General features: G+C 67.6%; 21 protein-coding genes. 11 read left to right on the top strand and 10 right to left on the bottom strand.

Annotation, left to right across the window (positions count from 1 at the left end; genetic code table 11):
• Positions 1-97 precede the first annotated feature (97 nt).
• The 6 genes from DBO33_RS40905 to DBO33_RS40880 all read left to right on the top strand — a co-directional run bounded on the left by DBO33_RS40905 (position 98) and on the right by DBO33_RS40880 (position 4,984).
• Positions 98-910: a DUF5666 domain-containing protein gene (locus tag DBO33_RS40905; protein ID WP_107659801.1), complete on the top strand. Its 813-nt coding sequence runs from the start codon at positions 98-100 to the stop codon at positions 908-910.
• 68 nt (positions 911-978) lie between these two features.
• Entirely contained in the window at positions 979-2,154 is a 1,176-nt protein-coding gene (locus DBO33_RS40900) for a type III secretion system chaperone family protein (RefSeq protein WP_234391306.1), read from the top strand.
• A 236-nt stretch (positions 2,155-2,390) separates the two neighbouring features.
• Positions 2,391-2,594 carry a hypothetical protein gene (locus DBO33_RS44860; RefSeq protein ID WP_407670593.1) on the top strand — a complete coding sequence of 68 codons (204 nt, stop codon included), beginning with the start codon at positions 2,391-2,393 and terminating at the stop codon, positions 2,592-2,594.
• Positions 2,595-2,596: 2 nt separating this feature from the next.
• Positions 2,597-3,178, top strand: a complete 582-nt coding sequence (gene pyrE, locus DBO33_RS40890; RefSeq protein WP_107659799.1) for an orotate phosphoribosyltransferase — start codon at positions 2,597-2,599, stop codon at positions 3,176-3,178.
• A gap of 44 nt (positions 3,179-3,222) precedes the next feature.
• Positions 3,223-4,281, top strand: a complete 1,059-nt coding sequence (locus DBO33_RS40885; RefSeq protein WP_107659798.1) for a beta-ketoacyl-ACP synthase 3 — start codon at positions 3,223-3,225, stop codon at positions 4,279-4,281.
• A 4-nt stretch (positions 4,282-4,285) separates the two neighbouring features.
• Positions 4,286-4,984 carry a lysoplasmalogenase gene (locus tag DBO33_RS40880; RefSeq protein ID WP_107659797.1) on the top strand — a complete coding sequence of 233 codons (699 nt, stop codon included), beginning with the start codon at positions 4,286-4,288 and terminating at the stop codon, positions 4,982-4,984.
• Positions 4,985-5,041: 57 nt separating this feature from the next.
• Here DBO33_RS40880 and DBO33_RS40875 read toward each other — a convergent pair whose 3' ends face one another.
• From DBO33_RS40875 to DBO33_RS40865, 3 genes are all read right to left on the bottom strand, one after another.
• Positions 5,042-5,488 carry a DUF3592 domain-containing protein gene (locus tag DBO33_RS40875; protein ID WP_107659796.1) on the bottom strand — a complete coding sequence of 149 codons (447 nt, stop codon included), beginning with the start codon at positions 5,486-5,488 and terminating at the stop codon, positions 5,042-5,044.
• A gap of 98 nt (positions 5,489-5,586) precedes the next feature.
• Positions 5,587-6,240, bottom strand: a complete 654-nt coding sequence (locus tag DBO33_RS40870) for a LuxR C-terminal-related transcriptional regulator (protein ID WP_107659795.1) — start codon at positions 6,238-6,240, stop codon at positions 5,587-5,589.
• Positions 6,237-7,610, bottom strand: coding sequence for a sensor histidine kinase (locus DBO33_RS40865; protein ID WP_107661033.1), 1,374 nt, complete (start codon positions 7,608-7,610; stop codon positions 6,237-6,239). Before DBO33_RS40865 ends, DBO33_RS40870 begins: the two co-directional genes overlap by 4 nt.
• Before the next feature lie 92 nt (positions 7,611-7,702).
• Between DBO33_RS40865 and DBO33_RS40860 the strand changes: the two genes are divergently transcribed.
• Both DBO33_RS40860 and DBO33_RS40855 read left to right on the top strand, forming a co-directional pair.
• Positions 7,703-8,038: a DUF4190 domain-containing protein gene (locus DBO33_RS40860; RefSeq protein WP_107659794.1), complete on the top strand. Its 336-nt coding sequence runs from the start codon at positions 7,703-7,705 to the stop codon at positions 8,036-8,038.
• 44 nt (positions 8,039-8,082) lie between these two features.
• Entirely contained in the window at positions 8,083-8,769 is a 687-nt protein-coding gene (locus DBO33_RS40855) for a TrmH family RNA methyltransferase (protein ID WP_107659793.1), read from the top strand.
• 5 nt (positions 8,770-8,774) lie between these two features.
• On the opposite strand, the gene DBO33_RS40850 is transcribed toward DBO33_RS40855, so the two are convergent.
• Both DBO33_RS40850 and DBO33_RS40845 read right to left on the bottom strand, forming a co-directional pair.
• Entirely contained in the window at positions 8,775-9,173 is a 399-nt protein-coding gene (locus DBO33_RS40850) for a hypothetical protein (RefSeq protein ID WP_107659792.1), read from the bottom strand.
• Entirely contained in the window at positions 9,170-9,391 is a 222-nt protein-coding gene (locus DBO33_RS40845) for a type II toxin-antitoxin system HicA family toxin (RefSeq protein ID WP_199856909.1), read from the bottom strand. Before DBO33_RS40845 ends, DBO33_RS40850 begins: the two co-directional genes overlap by 4 nt.
• 261 nt (positions 9,392-9,652) lie before the next feature.
• Between DBO33_RS40845 and DBO33_RS40840 the strand changes: the two genes are divergently transcribed.
• Positions 9,653-10,741, top strand: a complete 1,089-nt coding sequence (locus DBO33_RS40840) for a glycoside hydrolase family 76 protein (RefSeq protein WP_234391471.1) — start codon at positions 9,653-9,655, stop codon at positions 10,739-10,741.
• A gap of 3 nt (positions 10,742-10,744) precedes the next feature.
• On the opposite strand, the gene DBO33_RS40835 is transcribed toward DBO33_RS40840, so the two are convergent.
• The 3 genes from DBO33_RS40835 to DBO33_RS40825 form a co-directional block, all read right to left on the bottom strand.
• Positions 10,745-12,184, bottom strand: a complete 1,440-nt coding sequence (locus tag DBO33_RS40835) for a lipase maturation factor family protein (RefSeq protein ID WP_107659790.1) — start codon at positions 12,182-12,184, stop codon at positions 10,745-10,747.
• A 74-nt stretch (positions 12,185-12,258) separates the two neighbouring features.
• A complete protein-coding gene (locus tag DBO33_RS40830) occupies positions 12,259-12,909 on the bottom strand; it encodes a DedA family protein (RefSeq protein ID WP_186818881.1) in 651 nt (216 codons plus the stop codon).
• A gap of 52 nt (positions 12,910-12,961) precedes the next feature.
• Complete coding sequence (locus DBO33_RS40825; RefSeq protein WP_234391470.1) at positions 12,962-13,618, bottom strand: DedA family protein; 657 nt, start codon at positions 13,616-13,618, stop codon at positions 12,962-12,964.
• Positions 13,619-13,962: 344 nt separating this feature from the next.
• Between DBO33_RS40825 and fbaA the strand changes: the two genes are divergently transcribed.
• Both fbaA and DBO33_RS40815 read left to right on the top strand, forming a co-directional pair.
• Positions 13,963-14,997 (top strand): class II fructose-bisphosphate aldolase, encoded by a 1,035-nt coding sequence (fbaA, locus tag DBO33_RS40820; RefSeq protein WP_107659787.1) that lies wholly within the window; start codon positions 13,963-13,965, stop codon positions 14,995-14,997.
• A 30-nt stretch (positions 14,998-15,027) separates the two neighbouring features.
• Positions 15,028-16,146: a BTAD domain-containing putative transcriptional regulator gene (locus DBO33_RS40815; protein ID WP_107659786.1), complete on the top strand. Its 1,119-nt coding sequence runs from the start codon at positions 15,028-15,030 to the stop codon at positions 16,144-16,146.
• Here DBO33_RS40815 and DBO33_RS40810 read toward each other — a convergent pair whose 3' ends face one another.
• Complete coding sequence (locus tag DBO33_RS40810) at positions 16,147-16,443, bottom strand: excalibur calcium-binding domain-containing protein (protein WP_234391305.1); 297 nt, start codon at positions 16,441-16,443, stop codon at positions 16,147-16,149.
• Positions 16,444-16,553: 110 nt separating this feature from the next.
• Positions 16,554-17,627 (bottom strand): fused (3R)-hydroxyacyl-ACP dehydratase subunits HadA/HadB, encoded by a 1,074-nt coding sequence (locus DBO33_RS40805; RefSeq protein ID WP_107659784.1) that lies wholly within the window; start codon positions 17,625-17,627, stop codon positions 16,554-16,556.
• Positions 17,628-17,818: the final 191 nt, after the last annotated feature.

The raw sequence follows: 17,818 nt of genomic DNA, 5'->3' as shown, positions 1-17,818 counted from the left end.
GTGGGTCGGCGCTCGATGCCTCGGTATCGACGCGCCGGCCCGAATTCAGTCTGCGCAAGCCCCCGGCGCCGGCCCGGTAACGCCTAACCTGGAGTCCATGACCAACCCGAACGATCCGTGGGGACAGCGGCCGGAGGATGCGCCGACCGAGCACCTGGCGGGCAAGTCCGGGTTCGAGCAGCCGCAGCACACCACGGATTACTCCGAGGCGTACGGGTCCGGCGCGCCCTCGGCGTATCCGGCGACCGAGCAGTTCGAGCCGTGGTCAGCGCCCCCGCCGAACGCCACCCGTGCGTTCCCGCCGCACGACAACCAGTGGGGCGCGTACGAGAACGTCTACGGCGATCAATGGTCGGGGGCGGCGCCACCGCCGGGCGGTCCCGTCCCGCCCGGATACGGCATGCAGCCCTCGGATCAGCTGCCGCCGGAGCCGCCGCGGCGCAACACCGGGCTGTGGATAGCGCTCGGCCTCGGGGTCGTCGCGCTGATCGCCGTGGTGGGTGTGGTCGCGGGAGTTGTGCTCGCCGGCAAGGATTCCGGGTCCGACAGTGCCGCGAGTACCTCGGCCTTCCCGACCGCGAACCGGCCGACGCCGGGCACGCCGCGCTCCGGTCAGCCCGCGCCGAGCGGGATTCCGAGCGTGCCCGGCCTGGGCAATATCGACGATCTCGGCGCGACCATGGGCACCATCACCGCCAACGACGGCGGCACGCTCACGGTGAGCACCCTGCTCGGCAGCACGGTGAGCGTGCGCACCGACGCCAACACCCAGGTCATCTCCATGTCGGGCACCAAGGTCTCCGATCTGCCCACCGGTGACATCGTGCTGATTCAGGGTGAGAAGGCCGCGGATGGTTCGATTCACGCCAAAGTGATCATCAGTACCGCGCTGCCCGGCGGCGTCAGATGAACGACCCGACGAACCAACGCCGGGTGGCGACGGGCATTCGCCCGCTGAGCTCGTTAGGCTAGACGGTGATGACGGCAATGTGGTTCGGCTTGGCGGCGATCGCACTCGTGGGTGCGATCGTGCTGCTGTATTTCGATCGGATCCAGCGACAGCGGACCGGTCACGCGCGGCAGGTCTGGGCGAAATCCCAGGGCTACACGTATGTGTCGGTGGAACCCGCGCTGCCGTCGACCTGGCGTCGCGGCGCGCTGGCCAAGCTCGGCTACCTCTCCGCGGTCGATGTGGTCTCCGGTATCCGCAAGGGCGAGAAGTTCGTGCTCTTCGACCTGGAAGACTCCGCGACGCTGATCGCGGTGCGCCGCCAGATCGGCTCGGACATCGACGTCGACATGCGGCTCAAGACCGCGTCGCCGCCGAAGGACGCCGATCTCGAACTGCTCGGCGCCATCGGCGACCGGGTGGTGTTCGCGACCAACCCCGAAATCGCCAGGCACGCCGTCGATCAGCGCATGGTGGCGTTCATCGAGACGCTGCCCGACACCGTGCAGATGCTCTGGAGTGAGGGCAACTGGACCCTGGGCATGCTGTCCGTCGGCACCTCCGCGCGCGAGTGGGAGACCTCGATCGACGCGGTCCTTCGACTGTCCGGGCTGCTGCACGTGCTGCCGCCGGTCAGCGAGCCGCGCTTCGACAGCGGCGGGCACGATCCGGGCCGGCCTCGCCCGCGTGGCCGCCAGCGTCCCGAGGAAACAGACGACGACGAGCACGACGCACCCGTCGGCGGCGCCCGGGTACAGCCGCCGCGGCTGAGCAAGGACGAGGACGCGGAGCCGTTCGCCGAGCAGGCGTACGACGAGGACTTCGACGACCGTGCGGCGCTCTCGGCACCGGACGAACCGGAACCGCCGCGCCGCCCCTCGCTGGCCGTGGTGCCGGACGCGCGGGCCAGGGTGCGCGAGGACCGCAGGACCGCCGACGAGTGGGCCCCCGAACGCCGCGACGAATGGTCGCCGGAGCCGCGGGACAAGTGGTCGCCGGAACCGCGCGAGCAATGGTCGCCGGACGAGCGCGACAACCAGCAGCGCGACAAGCGCTCCGCACCGCGGGACGAAGAGCCCGCCGACGACTGGGCCGAGGAGCCGATCCGTCGTCCGGCGGCGCGCGAGGACGACGCCGCAGCCGAGCCGCCCGGCGGCCCGTTCCACCCCGGCTTCCGCCCGTACCAGGGACCTGTGCCGCAGTGAGCGGTGCCGCTCGCACCCGCGCGGTGCGTCGATCGCACGTGCGCGGGTGACCGAAAACCCTGTGGTCGCGCGCCTGCCCGGCGCCACCCGTCCCGTGGTATTGATCGATCGTGTGCCGTCTATGATCGCCGCGGCCGAGGGATCGGTGGTCGACCTCGCCAGTGTGGCGGGGGTGGTCCCCGGACGTGGATCGCACGCCAAGGCCTACGTCGTATCCTTCACGGAAGGGTTGGCAGGTGGCTCCGTCGTCGCTGCCGAAAGCCGGGTGGCTGAGTGTCGACCAGGTAGTCGCCGGTTCCCTGCGTGATCTGGAGAAAGGCCGGGTGCTCAGTGTGCCCGGTGTGCAGTACAAAGCGCTTACCACCGCCGCCGGGATGATCCCGCGAACCCTGGCGGCCCGACTGAATCGCGGCCTGTTCACCACACGCGGAAGGACTTAGGAATGATCGACGAGGCAACCACGAACGAGTCGGCGCTGAACACCGCGGCCGGTTCGGACCGAGATAGATTGGCGCAGCTCGTGCGCGAGCTCGCCGTCGTGCACGGCAGGGTCACCCTCTCCTCGGGCAAGGAGGCCGACTACTACGTCGACCTGCGCCGCGCGACCCTGCACCACAGCGCGGGACCGCTGATCGGCAAGCTGCTGCGCGAGCTGGTCGCGGACTGGGATTTCGACGCCGTCGGCGGACTGACCATGGGCGCCGACCCGGTCGCGATGGCCGTCATGCACGCGCCGGGCCGCCCGATCGACGCCTTCGTGGTGCGCAAGGCCGCCAAGACACACGGCATGCAGCGCCAGATCGAGGGTCCCGACATCGTCGGCAAGCGGGTGCTGGTCGTCGAAGACACCACGACCACCGGAAACTCGCCGCTCACCGCCGTGCGCGCGCTGCGTGACGCGGGTGCGAACGTGGTCGGCGTGGCCACCGTGGTGGACCGGGAGACCGGCGCCGATCAGGTGATCGCCGCCGAGGGACTGGAGTACCGCTCCATCCTCGGACTCAAGGATTTGGCCCTGGGCTAACCTGGGCAGCGGTCTAGTTCTTCGAAGGCGAAGGGTCGTCTCCAGTGGTGAGCATTGCAACAAACAAGAATCGCGACAACGTTGCGATGCTCGGTATCGGCGCCTATCGGCCCCAACGCATCGTCAGCAACGACGAGGTATGCAAGGTACTCGACTCCACGCCCGAGTGGATCTACGAGCGCACCGGCATCCGCAACCGGCGCTGGATCAGTGGTGACGAGACGCTGCAGTCGATCGCGGCCGCCGCCGGTGAGCGCGCGATCGTCAACAGCGGCATCGACCGCTCCAAGATCGGCACGCTGATCCTGGCCACCTCGAGCTGGCTCATGCTCACCCCGCACGGCGCCCCTTCGGTCGCGCACGACCTCGGCATCAACGGTATTCCCGCGTTCGATCTGACCTCCGGCTGCGGCGGTTTCGGCTACGGCCTCGGCGTGGCCGCCGACCTGATCCGGGCCGGATCGGCGGAGTACGTGCTGCTGATCGGCGCCGAGACGATGACCGTCGGACTCGACCCGACCGACCGCGGCACCGCGATGATCTTCGGTGACGGCGCGGGTGCGGTGGTGATCGGGCCGAGCGAGGAGAACGGCATCTCGCCGACGGTGTGGGGCAGCGACGGCGAGAACGCGGGTGCCATCGCCCAGGACGTCAACTTCCTCGACTACATGGAGAAGGCGCAGGCGATGCAGGGCACCGACCCGGCGGTGGAGCCCATCGGCCGGATGTCGCTGCGGATGGAGGGCCCGCGCGTCTTCCGCTGGGCCGCGGTCACCTTGCCGCGCGCGCTGTCCACCGCGCTGGAGCGCTCCGGGGTGGCGAAGGAGGACATCGAAGTCTTTGTACCGCACCAGGCGAACTCCCGGATCAACGAGCTGATGAAGAAGAACCTCGGCCTGGCCGACGACATCCCGATGGCCAACGACATCGAGCAGACCGGCAACACCTCCGCCGCGTCCATTCCGCTGGCGATGGAGGAGATGCTGGTGAGCGGCAAGGCCAAGGGTGGTCAGCTGGCGCTGCTGCTCGGCTTCGGCGCCGGACTGAGCTACGCCGGTCAGGTCGTCACGCTGCCACCGAAGCCGACCGAGCCGAGCTTCTGACCCCATGCGGGTGTTCCGGGCGGGGTTTCTCGCCGCGGCCGCGCTCACCGTCTATGCCGCCGTCACCGGCCGCGAGAAGGTGCAGTGGATCGCGAAACCGCTGATGATGCCGCTGCTGGCGGCTGACGTGGTCACCGAGGGCGCCGACCTCGAGCGCACCGATCGCGCGGTGCTGCTCGGGTCGCTCGCCGCCGCCACACTCGGTGACATCCTGCTCATCGACCCGGACAACGATCGCCGCCTGATCGCGGGGGCGTCGTCGTTCGCGGTGATGCAGACCGGCTATTCGGCGCTGTGGTTGCGCAAGGGGGCCCGCCCGCTTCCCGAGGTGGCGCTGCCGCGACTGGGCGCTTGGCTGGTTGCGGCGGCGCTGCTGCGCGCGAAGGCGCCCGGTGTGGCCGCCCCGCTGACCGCCTACGGTGCGACGCTGGGTACCGCAGGCGTACTCGCCTCCGACCCCGCGCTCGCACCATCCGCGAAAACCATTGCGGGCGTGAATATCCCGAACTCCGACCCACGTAGCCGGCTAGGGCTCGGTGCGCTGCTGTTCACCGTCTCCGACGGCTTGATCGTGCTGCGCCGGCTGTTCGCGCGCACCGAGCGCACCCGCGCTCTCACTGAAGCCGTCATCTTGACGACCTACGCCGCAGCCCAATTCCTGCTTGCGGATCCCAAGGCGCAAATACGGACGCGTCAGTCCTGACTTCTAGTCTGCTTCATGACGAAACGTGTGCGGGTGTCGGGTGCCTGAAAGCTGTTGTCACAGAACCACAATGATGCGATCGCGGTTCGCCGGATCGACGCGGATCGAGATGGTCTCACCGACTGCGAGTCGCGCCTTGTCCGCCGGAGCGACGTCGAAAACTATTGTCCCCCGATAGCTTTCGCCGCCCGGAATGGTCAGCTCCAAGTCCAGCTCGGTCAGCTCACTGTGATGGTCGGTCCGCCGCAACGGATGGACCCCGTGCACCGTCGCCCACCCCTCCAGCCCATCCCGCCACAACCGCCGGTCGGCCTTCGACGGGCGCGACGCCACCATCATCCCGACGCCCACGCACGATCCGAACAACCCGACCAACGCCATGATTTGAAACGGCACCGTGCCCGGCGGTGTGTGCTGCACCACCCACCCCAACCAGATCCCGAGCACAATCAGGTACCCGGCGGTCGCCGCGAGCACCGTGCGCAGAATTCGCCCGTGATCCATCCCAGCCTCCACCCCGACTGTCAGACCTTCAAGGATAGGCCCGTCACGCCACTGACGTGCGCAAATCAGGAGGCAGCCGCTCGGATGGAACCGGCGAGTCACCCCTTGAGGCGCAGGACCGCGAGGACGCGGCGGTGGTGGGTGTCCGACGGCGGCAGGTCCAGTTTGGTGAAGATGTTGCCGATGTGTTTTTCCACCGCCCGTTCGGTGACGGTGAGGGAGGTGGCGATGGCGTTGTTGGACAGGCCCTGCGCCATCAGCTCGAGCACTTCGCGTTCGCGCGGGGTGAGGCGGGCCAGGGAATCCTGCTGGCGGGATGCGCCCATCAATTGACTCACCACCTCCGGGTCCAGGGCGGTGCCGCCGGTGGCGACACGATGGAGGGCGTCGACGAAGTCGCGGACATCGGCTACCCGGTCTTTGAGCAGGTAGCCGACTCCGCTCGCGCCGCCGGCGAGAAGTTCGGTGGCGTAACGGGTTTCGACCCACTGGGAGAAGACGAGGACGCCGGTCATCGGGTACTTGCGGCGCAGTTCGATGGCGGCGAGCAGCCCCTCGTCGGTGAAGCTCGGCGGCATGCGCACGTCCACCACGGCGACATCGGGATTGTGCGTACCGACCACATCGCTCAACGTCGTCGCGTCTCCCACCATGGCGACCACCTCGTGGCCGCGCTCGGTGAGCAGGCCGGCGAGCCCGTCGCGCAGGATCGCGCTGTCTTCCGCAATCACGATGCGCAGCGACTCGGTCATCGTGATCCGTCCTTCGGCAGCAAGATGGTTACCACGGTGGGTCCACCGGTCGGGCTCTGCACGGTGAGGGTGCCGTCCACGGTGCGCGCCCGCGCCGCCAAGCCCGACAGCCCGCTGCCCACCGCGAGCGCGCCCTCGGTCGGTTGCAGGACACCGCCGATTCCGTTGTCCCGCACCGTGACCGCGATGGTCCGGGCGTCCGTCGGCACCACCGAGATCCAGGCCCGGGTGGCGTCGGCGTGCTTGACCACGTTGGTGAGCAGCTCGGCGACCGAGAAGTAGGCGATCGCCTCGATCGCCGGACTCGGCCGTTCGGGCAGATGCACCCGCAACTCCACCGGGACCGAGCTGCGCGCCGCCAGCGTTTCCAGCGCCGGGCCGAGGCCGAGTTCCAATGCGGGCGGGTGGATTCCGCGCACCAGCTCGCGCAGTTCGGTCAGCGCTTCTTTGGAGCTGGCGCGCGCGTTCGCGATCAGGTCGCGTGGATCCCCGCCCGACGACAGCCGATCCTCCGCGCGACCCAGCGCCATCGCGATGGTCACCAGCCGGGCCTGGGTGCCGTCGTGCAGATCCCGCTCCAGCCTGCGCAGCGTGGCGGTGGAGTCGTCGACCGCAGCCTGCCTGCCCTGCTGGAGTTCGGCGATGCGCCGGTCGGCCGCCGTCGCGCTCAGCAACGCGATGGTCAGCAACCCGTGCAGCCAGCACACCGCGCGCACCAGCCACGGCGCCAAGAAGCAGCCGAGCAGGCCGACCGCGGCGAAGCCGAGCACCTGCGGCCAGGTTTCGATGTAGTAGTCGCCGAACTGGAACATCGAATGATGTTCCACGCCTTGGGCATCGAGATTGACCGGGTCGAGCAGCGCCCACGGGATCGGCGAGAGCGCGATCACCACCAGCATCGCCACCGTAACCAGCACGAAGAAGCCGACCACGACACCGAGCACCGCCTGCGCGAGCAGGAACAGCGCGACCCGCCAGCTGGTCCGATCGGTGAACGCGCCCTTGACGAAGCCGATCAAGCCCGGCTCTGGCCGAAACGGCGGCGGTGGGGTCACCCGCACGCCGAGCAGATCCTTCGCCAGCGCCCGATAGATCCGCCCCCAGATCCGGCCGCCGAGCAGGATCACCGCCAGGATCGGCACGCCGATGATGGTGAGCGAGATCATCAGCCCGCCGCCCCAGCCGAGGTACATGTAGGTGACGGCCAGGCAGCCGAGCACGAACACCGTGAAGAGGTAGACGAGTTCTTTCCAGGTGCGGGCCTGGAACGGGGCACGGAGCATGGCACGGGCCACCGGCTCGGCCGACCGGCCGGCTTTGCCTGGCGTCGGGTCGAGCACGAGCGTGGGTTCGGCGTGGATCTCGGTCATGGCTTCCATGGTTGTCGGGGCGCGGGCGGTCTTCGATGGAGCTGGCCGCCGAATGTGTGGTGTAGCCAGCTACACCAACTACCATCCTGCTGATGAGCTACCCGCCGCAGCCGCCACCGTACGGTTACCAAGCCTACGGGGGTTACGGCCCGCCGCAGGAACACCCGCAGGCCACCATGATTCTCATCCTCGGCATTCTCGGCCTGGTGTTCTGCCAGATCCTCGGCCCCGTCGCCTGGGTGATGGGCAAGAAGGCGCTTAACGAGATCGACGCCTCGGGCGGCACGCTCGGCGGTCGCTCGAACGTCATGGTCGGCTACGTCTGCGGGATCATCGCCTCGGTGCTGATCATTCTCGGCATCCTGTTCGTCGCGCTGTTCGTCGTGCTCGGGCTGGTCGGGGTCTGGAGCAGCAGCAGCACCTACTGACCCGCTGCTCCGGTCGTGCGGCGGCCGGAATTAGCATCGTCGGAGTGAATCACCCAGTGCCCGACGCGGCCGAGCAGGACCCACCCGGGCCCACCGAGTGGGGCGAGCACCCGCACGGCGTCGGCCCGTGGGCCGCCGAGCACGCCGAGCCGCCGCCGCGGGATCCGCACTTCGACCCCGAACTGCTCGCGGCAGGCGACCGCCGCAACGTGGTCGACGCCTACCGCTATTGGACGCGCGAAGCGATCGTCGCCGACATCGACCGGCGCAGGCACCCCTTCCACGTGGCCATCGAGAACTTCGGCCACGACGCCAACATCGGCACGGTGGTCCGCACCGCCAATGCCTTCGCCGCCGCGGCCGTGCACATCGTCGGCCGCAAGCGCTGGAACCGCCGCGGCGCCATGGTGACCGACCGCTACCAGCACATCGAGCACCACGCGACCGTCGCCGAGCTGCTCGACTTCGCCGCACGCGCACAACTGACCGTGGTCGCGGTCGACAACGTGCCCGGCTCGGTCCCCCTCGAGACAGCGGAACTACCCCGCAACTGCCTCCTGCTGTTCGGTCAAGAAGGCCCCGGCGTCACCGAACACGCGAAAACCGCAGCGGCTATGACCGTTTCGATCGCCCAATTCGGCTCAACCCGCAGCATCAACGCCGGCGTCGCCGCCGGCATCGCCATGCACGCCTGGGTCCGCCAACACGCCGACCTCGCCGACGCCTGGTGAGGGGGTCACTCTGCGAGCTGTCCGACTCGCTGCCGGGCCACGCCGAGCAGGGTAGCTACATCGACATCGGGAACGTTCTCACGCCGTAGCTCTTTCACCAGTGCAACCTGTTCGGCTTTGAGCTCGTTCGACAAGCGGTCGACCTCGGCGCGGAGTACGGCAATGCGCTCGGTCCGTGGTTGCACGTCGTGGGCGTCGCCGAAGTCGTCAACGATCAATGTTGTTTCGACCTGAGAAAGCGGAACGTCGAGTTTGGCGGCGATAATGGTCCGCGCCTCGTAGCCGACGTCGGTGAGATGGCGCGCCTGCCCGCACGGATCATCTCCATAAACGTCGGGAATGGTGATTTCCCACCAACGGCCGACGCGGTTCGCGTGGACTTCGTAGGTAATGGACTTGCTCACTGTTCTTCCTCCTCCGGGCAATCGCAGGACGCAACAGCCTTGCTGATGGTGCGCACAACTCCCGGCGAGATGGATTTGTGTCCGTCCGGGACGCTCACATCGTGTTTGCCCGTGCGGCACCCGTAGATGGTGTGGCTACCTGCACCATCGCGCAACCGCGACCAGCCCTCGGCCTTGAGGCCTTTGAGGACTTTCCTGGTTGGCTGCTCTGCGATCATTACAAAAGCTAGCACGCTAGCCGGAAAAGTGGCAAGCGTGCTAGCAACCCAAATGTGCGCTGCCAGGAGTCTCGAAAACAACTGCACATCACTTGTGTAACAAATCGGGCGCGGAAATCCGGGCGGTGCTGGCACCATTGACGCATGACCACGCGGAGGGCGCAGGATCCGCGGCGCGCGACGCCGCGGGCACTGGGTGAGTGCTCACCGGGAGGTGGAGAGGCTGTGGTGACACCGGCGTTGTGGTCCGAGCGGGCGGACATGGCGGAATCGGCGATCGTGTCCCGGCATCTGCGCGCGTTGTGGGCGCTGCCGGGCACCCAGCTGGGGGTGGTCGGCTGGCCGGCGACCAAGCGGGAGCGCGCGTTCGGGTCGTGGCATTACTGGTGGCAGGCGCATCTGATCGACTGCGCGGTGGACGCGGCCAACCGGGTGCCGACGCCGGTGCGCCGCAAGCGCATTGCCGCGATCGCGCGCTCGCACCGTATTCGCAATATCACCGGCTGGACCAACAGGTACTACGACGACATGGCCTGGCTGGCCATCGCGCTGGAACGCGCGGAGCGGACCGCGGGGGTCACCGAGGCGCGCAGCGGGCTCATCGCGCTGGAGAAGCCGCTGTACGACGGGTGGAATCCGGCGGTAGGCGGCGGCCTGCCCTGGCGCATCGGCGCCGACTACTACAACACCCCTGCGAATGGCCCGGCCGCCATCGCATTGCTGCGGCTCGGCAGGCACGGGCGCGCGCAGGAGATGGCCGACTGGCTGGACGCGACGCTGCGCGACCCGGAGACCGGCCTGATGCTCGACGGCATCCATCTACCGTCCGGCGAGATCGAACGCCCGGTGTTCACCTACTGCCAGGGCGTGGTGCTCGGCGTGGAGACCGAGCTGGCGGTGCACACCGGTGCGCCGCGGCACGGCGAGCGGGTGCACCGGCTGCTCGCCGCCGTCGACGAGCACCTGACCACCCGCGGCGTCATCAACGGTGGTGGCGGTGGCGACGGTGGCCTGTTCAACGGCATCCTGGCCCGCTATTTGGCGGTGGTCGCGCTGATGCTGCCCGGCGACGACGAGGAGCAGCAGGCGGATCGACGGTGTGCGGCCGCGATCGTGCGCGCCTCCGCCGAGGCCGCCTGGGCCAACCGGCTGGAGGTCGAGGGTGAGCCGCTGTTCGGGCACGACTGGGGCAAGCCGGCGACGCTGCCCGGCGGCATTGCGGGGGCGGGCCGATTCACTCCCGGTGGCTCGGTGACGTCGTCCCGGGTGCCCGAACGCGACCTGTCGGTGCAGTTGTCCGGCTGGATGCTGATGGAAGCCGCCCACCAGGTCAGCGCCGCCGGGCTGTAATCCTTACGCCGACTTCGTTTTTTCCAAGGTCACCGGCGGCAGGTATTCACCGATCAGCGTCCGTTGCCACCACGCTCGGTCGCGTCGCAACTCCTGCCGCGTGGTGAAGCGGTATTCGTAGAGCTGCGCCCGCACATACTTCGGCGGCGCGTCCGGGAACGGATTGTGCCGCAGCAGACGCAGCGTCGCACGGTCGTTCGTCAACAGCCGCTCGGCGAACGGCAACAACCACGGCCGCGCGTAGAACGGTGACAGCGCCGCGAACCACATCAGCCAGTCCAGCCGCAGATGGTAAGGCGCGAACTGGCGGGGCAGTCGCCGCACATCACCCGGCTTGCCTTTGAATTCGTACTCCTGCCACCGGGTCTGCTCGGTGACGTCCGAGTCGGTGGTCCCCTCGAACACCACCTCCGGCCGCGTCCGGCCGATGGTGCCGAACGCGCCGTAGGTGCCGACGAGGTGATAGGCGTTGAAGGACATGTTCATTCGCTGGTCGCGGGAGAGCATGTTGCGCACCGGCCAGTAACTCAGCACCACGGTGAGCACCGTGCACGCGATCACCAATCCCGCGAACCACATCGGTGCCGACGGCAACGCGGGTGGTTCGGGCACCGGCAGTACCTTCGCCATCAAGGATCCGTCGATCACGGTGAACGCCAACAGAATTGTCACCCAGTTCAACCACGCGAAGTTGCCGGAGATGACCAACCACAGCTGGGTGACGACGATGATCCCCGCGGCCACACTCGCCACCGGTTGCGGCGCGAAAAGCCCGAACGGCACGACCAATTGGGCAAAGTGGTTGGCCGCCACCTCGATTCGGTGCAGCGGTTTGGGTAGATGATGGAAGAACCAGCTCAACGGCCCGGGCATCGGCTGGGTCTCGTGGTGGTAGTACAGGCAGGTCAGGTCACGCCAGCAGGTGTCACCGCGTAGCTTGATCAGACCCGCGCCGAACTCCACCCGGAACAGCAGCCAGCGTGCCAGCCACAACACCAGCACCGGCGGCGCTGTCTCGTCGTTACCGAGAAAGATCGCGAGGAACCCGGCCTCCAGCAGCAGCGATTCCCACCCGAACCCGTACCACCGCTGCCCGACATTGACGATCGACAGATACCCCGCCCAGAGCACCGCCCACATCCCCATCGCCGCCCACAGCGGCACCAGATCGGCCACACCGGCCACCAGAGCGGCCGACAGCCCGACCCCGGCCCACGCCACCACGGCGAAGAACCGATCGGAATAGTGCAGCTGAAAGAGGCTAGGCGCCAACCGGAACGGCGTCCGTGCCACGAAGCGCGGCACCGGCAGCATCCCGCGCTCGCCGATCAGCGCCCGGAACTGCATGGCCGCGCCGAGGAAGGCGATCAGGTAGATGACCGCCAGCCCGCGCTGGAAGACCAGCCTGCTCAGCCAGTACTCCGGTGCCGTGAACCAGTCCATGCCCGCAGCTCCTCGGACGGCGGGAAATTGCCCGTGTCAGGCGTACCCGGTCCGATCGTGCGGAAACCCGGCGGTCAGTTCTCGGCGTCGACCGCCATGCTCGGCGTGGTCTCCAGGTCGAACTCCTCCGGCGGCTTCGCCATCTCCTGCCGGTAGTGCCGGATCCCCAGCCCGGTCCCCAGGACCAGGCCGACCACCAGCGTGCCGATCACGATGGGCATCAGCCACGGCACCCGATCCAGGAAGCTGCCCGCGTAGTACCCGATCAACAGCAGCACCGGCGCCCAGATGATCGCGCCGATCGTGCTCGCGATGGTGAACTTGCGGTGGTCCATGCCGGCCGCGCCCGCGACCGTCGGGCACAGCGTGCGCACCCACGGAATCCAGCGGGCGATCAGCACCGCGACGAACCCGTGCCGCTGCAACAACTCGGTGACCCGTTGCAGGTTGCGGGTATTGATGTAGCGGCCGTTCTTGCGGGCCACCAGGCGATGCCCGGTGCGCGCGCCGATGACGTAACCGACCTGGTTGCCCGCGATGGCCGCGACCATGGTGCCCAGCGACAGTGCCCACACCTGCGCCTCGCCGGAGGCGTGCGAGGCCATCACCACACCCGCGGTGATCAGCATGGAGTCGCCGGGCAGGAACAGCCCGAGGATGACCGCGCATTCGAGGAAGACAAAGGTGAGCACCACTGTCCAGACGAGCGCGGGCCCCGCTGACATCAGCGGATCGAAGGTGCCCACTGCTAGGGGCGAGGACGCCGCGAACACGCGCTCAGCGGGTCGGCTCGTTCGTCGAGACGGTCAGCTCGGCCTCAGGCCGAACCGCCGGCTCCGCGCGACGATTGAGCAGCTTCTTCGCCACCGCGATGACGCCGGGCAGGATCGAGACGAACACGATCAGCAGGAAGATCGCCTCGACGTGATCCCGGATGAACGCGACGTTGCCCAGGAAGTAGCCCAGCACGGTGATGCCGCCGCCCCACAGGATCGCGCCGACGATGTCGAAGGCGACGAACTTGCGGTAGTCCATCTTGGACACACCGGCGAGCACCGGCATGAACGTGCGCACGATCGGCACGAACCTGGCCAGGATGATGGTCTTGGGCCCGTGCTTCTCGAAGAACTCGTGCGTCTCGGTGACGTAGTGCTTCTTGAAGAAGCGGGTGTCTTCCTTGTGGAACAGCGCGGGTCCGATGGCCCGGCCGATCCAATACCCGCTCTGGTCGCCTGCGAAAGCGATGAACGTGACGGCGGGCACGAGCACCCAGATCGACACCGGCGGATTCGGCTGCGCCGCGAGCAGGCCGCCGGTGAACAGCAGCGAATCGCCGGGCAGGATCGGGAAGAGCAGACCGGTCTCGATGAAGACGATCGCCAGAATGGCCGGGAGCACCGCGTTCTTGAGCCACGTCTCCGTGAGCAGGTGCATCGGGTCGAGCAACTCCGTGAGTGCGAGGTTGCTTGTCACCGATTCTGTCGCTGCCAGCAGAATCACGCGGTGGTCTCCTGTTCTGGATACGGCTGGCCTGATCACTTGCCATCGCATCGGAGGCGGCCAGCGCAATTACCGGGCCCACAGTACCGGGTTCGGCTGAGAAACCCCGCCCTGTGCGCCAAACTACCTGCTGGTCACCTGAAGGTTCCGTGCTGACTACCGCCTGGTCACTCGTGCGGGCACTACACGGCCTCCCTGGATACCAGGCGAAACACTGCTGTCCTAGGGTGGTGGCTGACAAAATAGGTCTTTGCCGCAACAAACACGGAGGTCTTACTGTGCCCATCGCGACTCCGGAGGTCTACGCCGAGATGCTCGGTCGGGCCAAAGCGAACTCCTTTGCCTTCCCCGCCATCAACTGCACGTCGTCGGAGACGATCAACGCGGCCATCAAGGGTTTTGCCGAGGCAGGCAGCGACGGCATCATCCAGTTCTCCACCGGCGGCGCCGAATTCGGCTCCGGTCAGGGCGTGAAGGACATGGTGACCGGTGCGGTCGCGCTGGCCGAATTCGCGCACGTGGTCGCCGCGAAGTACGACATCACCATCGCGCTGCACACCGACCACTGCCCCAAGGACAAGCTGGACGGCTTCGTCCGGCCGCTGATCGCCATCTCCCAGGAGCGGGTGAACAACGGTCAGCACCCGCTGTTCCAGTCGCACATGTGGGACGGCTCCGCGATCCCGATCGACGAGAACCTCGAGATCGCCCAGGAACTGCTGAAGTCCTGCGCGCAGGCCAACATCATTCTCGAGGTCGAGATCGGTGTCGTCGGCGGTGAAGAGGACGGCGTCGAGGCCGAGATCAACGACAAGCTCTACACCTCGCCCGAGGACTTCCAGAAGACGATCGACGCGCTCGGCGCGGGCGAGAACGGCAAGTACCTGCTCGCCGCGACCTTCGGCAACGTGCACGGTGTGTACAAGCCGGGCAACGTGAAGCTCAAGCCCGAGGTGCTGGCCGAGGGCCAGCGGGTGGCCGCGGCCAAGCTGGGTCTCGGTCAGGACGCGCAGCCGTTCGACTTCGTCTTCCACGGTGGTTCGGGCTCGCTGAAGTCCGAGATCGAGGATTCGCTGCGTTTCGGTGTGGTGAAGATGAACGTCGACACCGACACCCAGTACGCGTTCACCCGCCCGATCGTCACGCACATGTTCACCAACTACGACGGTGTGCTCAAGATCGACGGTGAGGTCGGCAACAAGAAGGTCTACGACCCGCGCAGCTACCTCAAGAAGGCGGAAACCGCGATGGCGGCACGTGTCACCGAGGCATGCAATGATCTGAAGTCCGCGGGAAGGTCGATCAGCGCCTGACCCATCAACCCACCGGGGGCTCGACAGCTCATGTGTCTGGATGTGCGCGTGCTCGGGCCCGTCCGGTTGCTAGTCGGCGGTGAGCCGGTGGCGGTCGGCGGGCCCAAGCCGCGGGCTTTGCTGGCCGCACTCACCGTGAATCGGCGGCGCGCCGTGTCGTCGGCCGCGCTGGCCGACATGGTGTGGAACGAGGATCCGCCCGACTCCTACGCCGCCAGCCTGCAGGTGTTCGTCTCGAATATCCGCAAGGCGCTGCGTAATTCGGGTGTAGATCCGGCGCTGGTATTGCGCACCGAATCCTCCGGCTACCGCCTCGAAGTCGCCGAGACCGCCTGCGATCTCGGACGTTTCGAGGCGAGCCGGGAGGCCGGTAGCCGCGCGGTCGCGCTCGGCGATCACGCCGGCGCCGCCCAGCTCTACGGTGCTGCACTGCGCGAGTGGAGCGGCCGGGCGCTGGCCGATTTGGCCGGCCTGCAATTCGCCGACGGTTTCGCCACCGCGATGGACGAGGAGCGCCTCGCCGTCGCCTCCGCCCGGATCGACGCCGAAATCGCCTGCGGGCGTGCGTCATCGGTGATCGGCGAGCTGGTCGCGATGACCGGCGAGCATCCGCTGCGCGAGCCGCTGTGGGGACAGTTGATCACCGCGCTCTACCTGTCCGGGCGGCAGGCCGACGCACTCGACGCGTGCCGCCGGGTGCGGACCGTGCTCGCCGAAGAACTCGGCATCGATCCCGGCCCCGCCCTGATCGAGCTGGAACACCGGGTACTGCGCCAGGAACCTCTCGGCACCGTCGAGCTCCGGCAGGTCGAGCGGATGGCCGCGGCGATGACCGAGACCGTCACCGAGGCGCCGAGTACGGTGCGCAGCGGGCAGCTGCGACTACCGGACGGCCGGGTGGTGTCGATTGCTCAGGGCGGCTTGCGCATCGGCCGGATGACCGACAACGACCTGGTGCTCGACGACCCGAAGGCCAGCAGGTATCACGCGCACATCATGCCGAGCCGGGCCGGACTGCTGATCAAGGATCTGCACTCGGCCAACGGCGTTTTCGTCAACGACGACCCGATCGAGAACGGCGCCCTGCTCGCCGACGGCGACGAGATCCGCATAGGCGCAACGATGTTGACCTTCCAGGCCGTGCAGTAGTCACTCGTTGCAGGCGAAGCCGTCGCCGTCCCGGTCGAGCATGGGGTTGTATTGCGGCAGCCCGCGGTAGATCGGCCCCGCGTAGTCGGCGCGCGCTTGTTCACAGGTGGTGTACACCCGTCGCTTCTTCTCGGATTCGCCGTCCCGCTGCGGGATCTCATGCGAATCGGGGCGTGCGACAAAGGCTGCGGTGGGGGTCTCGGCGATAGCGGTCGGCGGTGCCAGGGTAAGGACGCCGACCACAAGGCACGCGGCACCGATCGCGGGGGTCACGCGGCGTAGTGCTGTAGTTCTCACGACATCCATCCTGCGCCGAAATCGCGGAGCCGTGGGGTATGGATTTCGTGCGCCGGAAAATGTTCGGACCGCCCAGTCCGACCTGCGGCTGAGCTGCTACCGAAGCCGCGCTACGTCAGCCGAACCTCAGCGATGGCCCGCCCGAACAGCTTTCGGCCCTCCGAGGTGCCGCCGAGCACGATGGTCGCGGTGCGGGTGTGCGGATCGAGCGACTTGATCCGGCCGGCGAAGTCCACCGTGCTCGCCGAGTTCGGCGGCACCGGAACGAAACCGGAGAACCGCACGCTGAACTTCGCGATGGCGGTCGGGTCGCCGAGCCAGGAGGTCAGGTAACCACCGGCCAGGCCCATGGTCAACATGCCGTGCGCGACGACCGTGGGCAGGCCGACCAGCTGGGCGGCGTGATCGCTGAAGTGGATGGGGTTGGCATCGCCCGAGACTCCGGCGTAGTTGGCCAGGTCACCGCGGGCCAGCCGGAAGGAACCGGCGGGCAGCTGATCGCCGACGGACAGCTGATCGAAGTCGGGCAGCGTGTGCACCGGCGCGAGCTCGCGGTCGGCGGGCGGCGCGGGTAGCTCGCCCAGACCCAGCGGGATCAGCGCCGAACTGTCGTGCGAACCGCCGCCCGCCGTGGGGAATTCGACCACCTGGCCGTGCATCATGATGTTGTCGACCACGTCGGTGAGGCCGGGATCCACCTCGGCGCCGCGGCGGGCCACGATCGTGGTGGAGCCGATGAGGGCCAGCTCGCCGTGCTGGTTGACCAGCGCGGAGCGGACGACGACGAAGTCGTTGTCGCCGAACTGACGGATCGACTCGATCAGGATCTCGCTGGTCAGCTGATCGCCGGCCAGGATGGGCCGATACGCCTGGAAGACCTGATCGGTCTGCAGGATCTGCGAGAGGTCGTACTCGGTGAGCACCGATTCGAGCAGCGAGCGGGTGCCGGACGAGCCGATGACCGAGGCGAAGGTCGGCGGTGCGATGACACCGTCGTGGCCGAGCTTGCGTGCGTCGGCCTCCTGCTGATGCGCGCCGTGATGGTTCTGCACCGCTCGCGCGAATTCGCGGATCTTTTCCCGGCCGACCTCATAGTGGTCCCGAACGCGGAACCGCTGGCCGGCCAGTGTCGCCGTCTGCTGTACGTCATCGGTTTCGAGCGCCGTCGTCTGTTCCCTGCCCATGATGCGGCCACGCTACTAATGAACAAGACCGTTGACCAGCCGAGTGTGAGCAGCGCTACCGTCGATCGATACGGAATTGCTATCGAATTTGCTTGTTCTTCATCTACCGGCTCGCGACGGGCTTTCATTGCTGTTCGGGATTGATGTTTATCGGCTATTAAACGTGTTCGGCTGCCCACTGAGTGGGCAGC

Source organism: Nocardia suismassiliense (genome assembly GCF_900269665.1).
In the GTDB taxonomy this organism is placed as follows: domain Bacteria; phylum Actinomycetota; class Actinomycetes; order Mycobacteriales; family Mycobacteriaceae; genus Nocardia; species Nocardia suismassiliense.
Note: the sequence above shows the minus strand (reverse complement) of the source record. Positions and strands in the feature narration are given on the sequence as shown.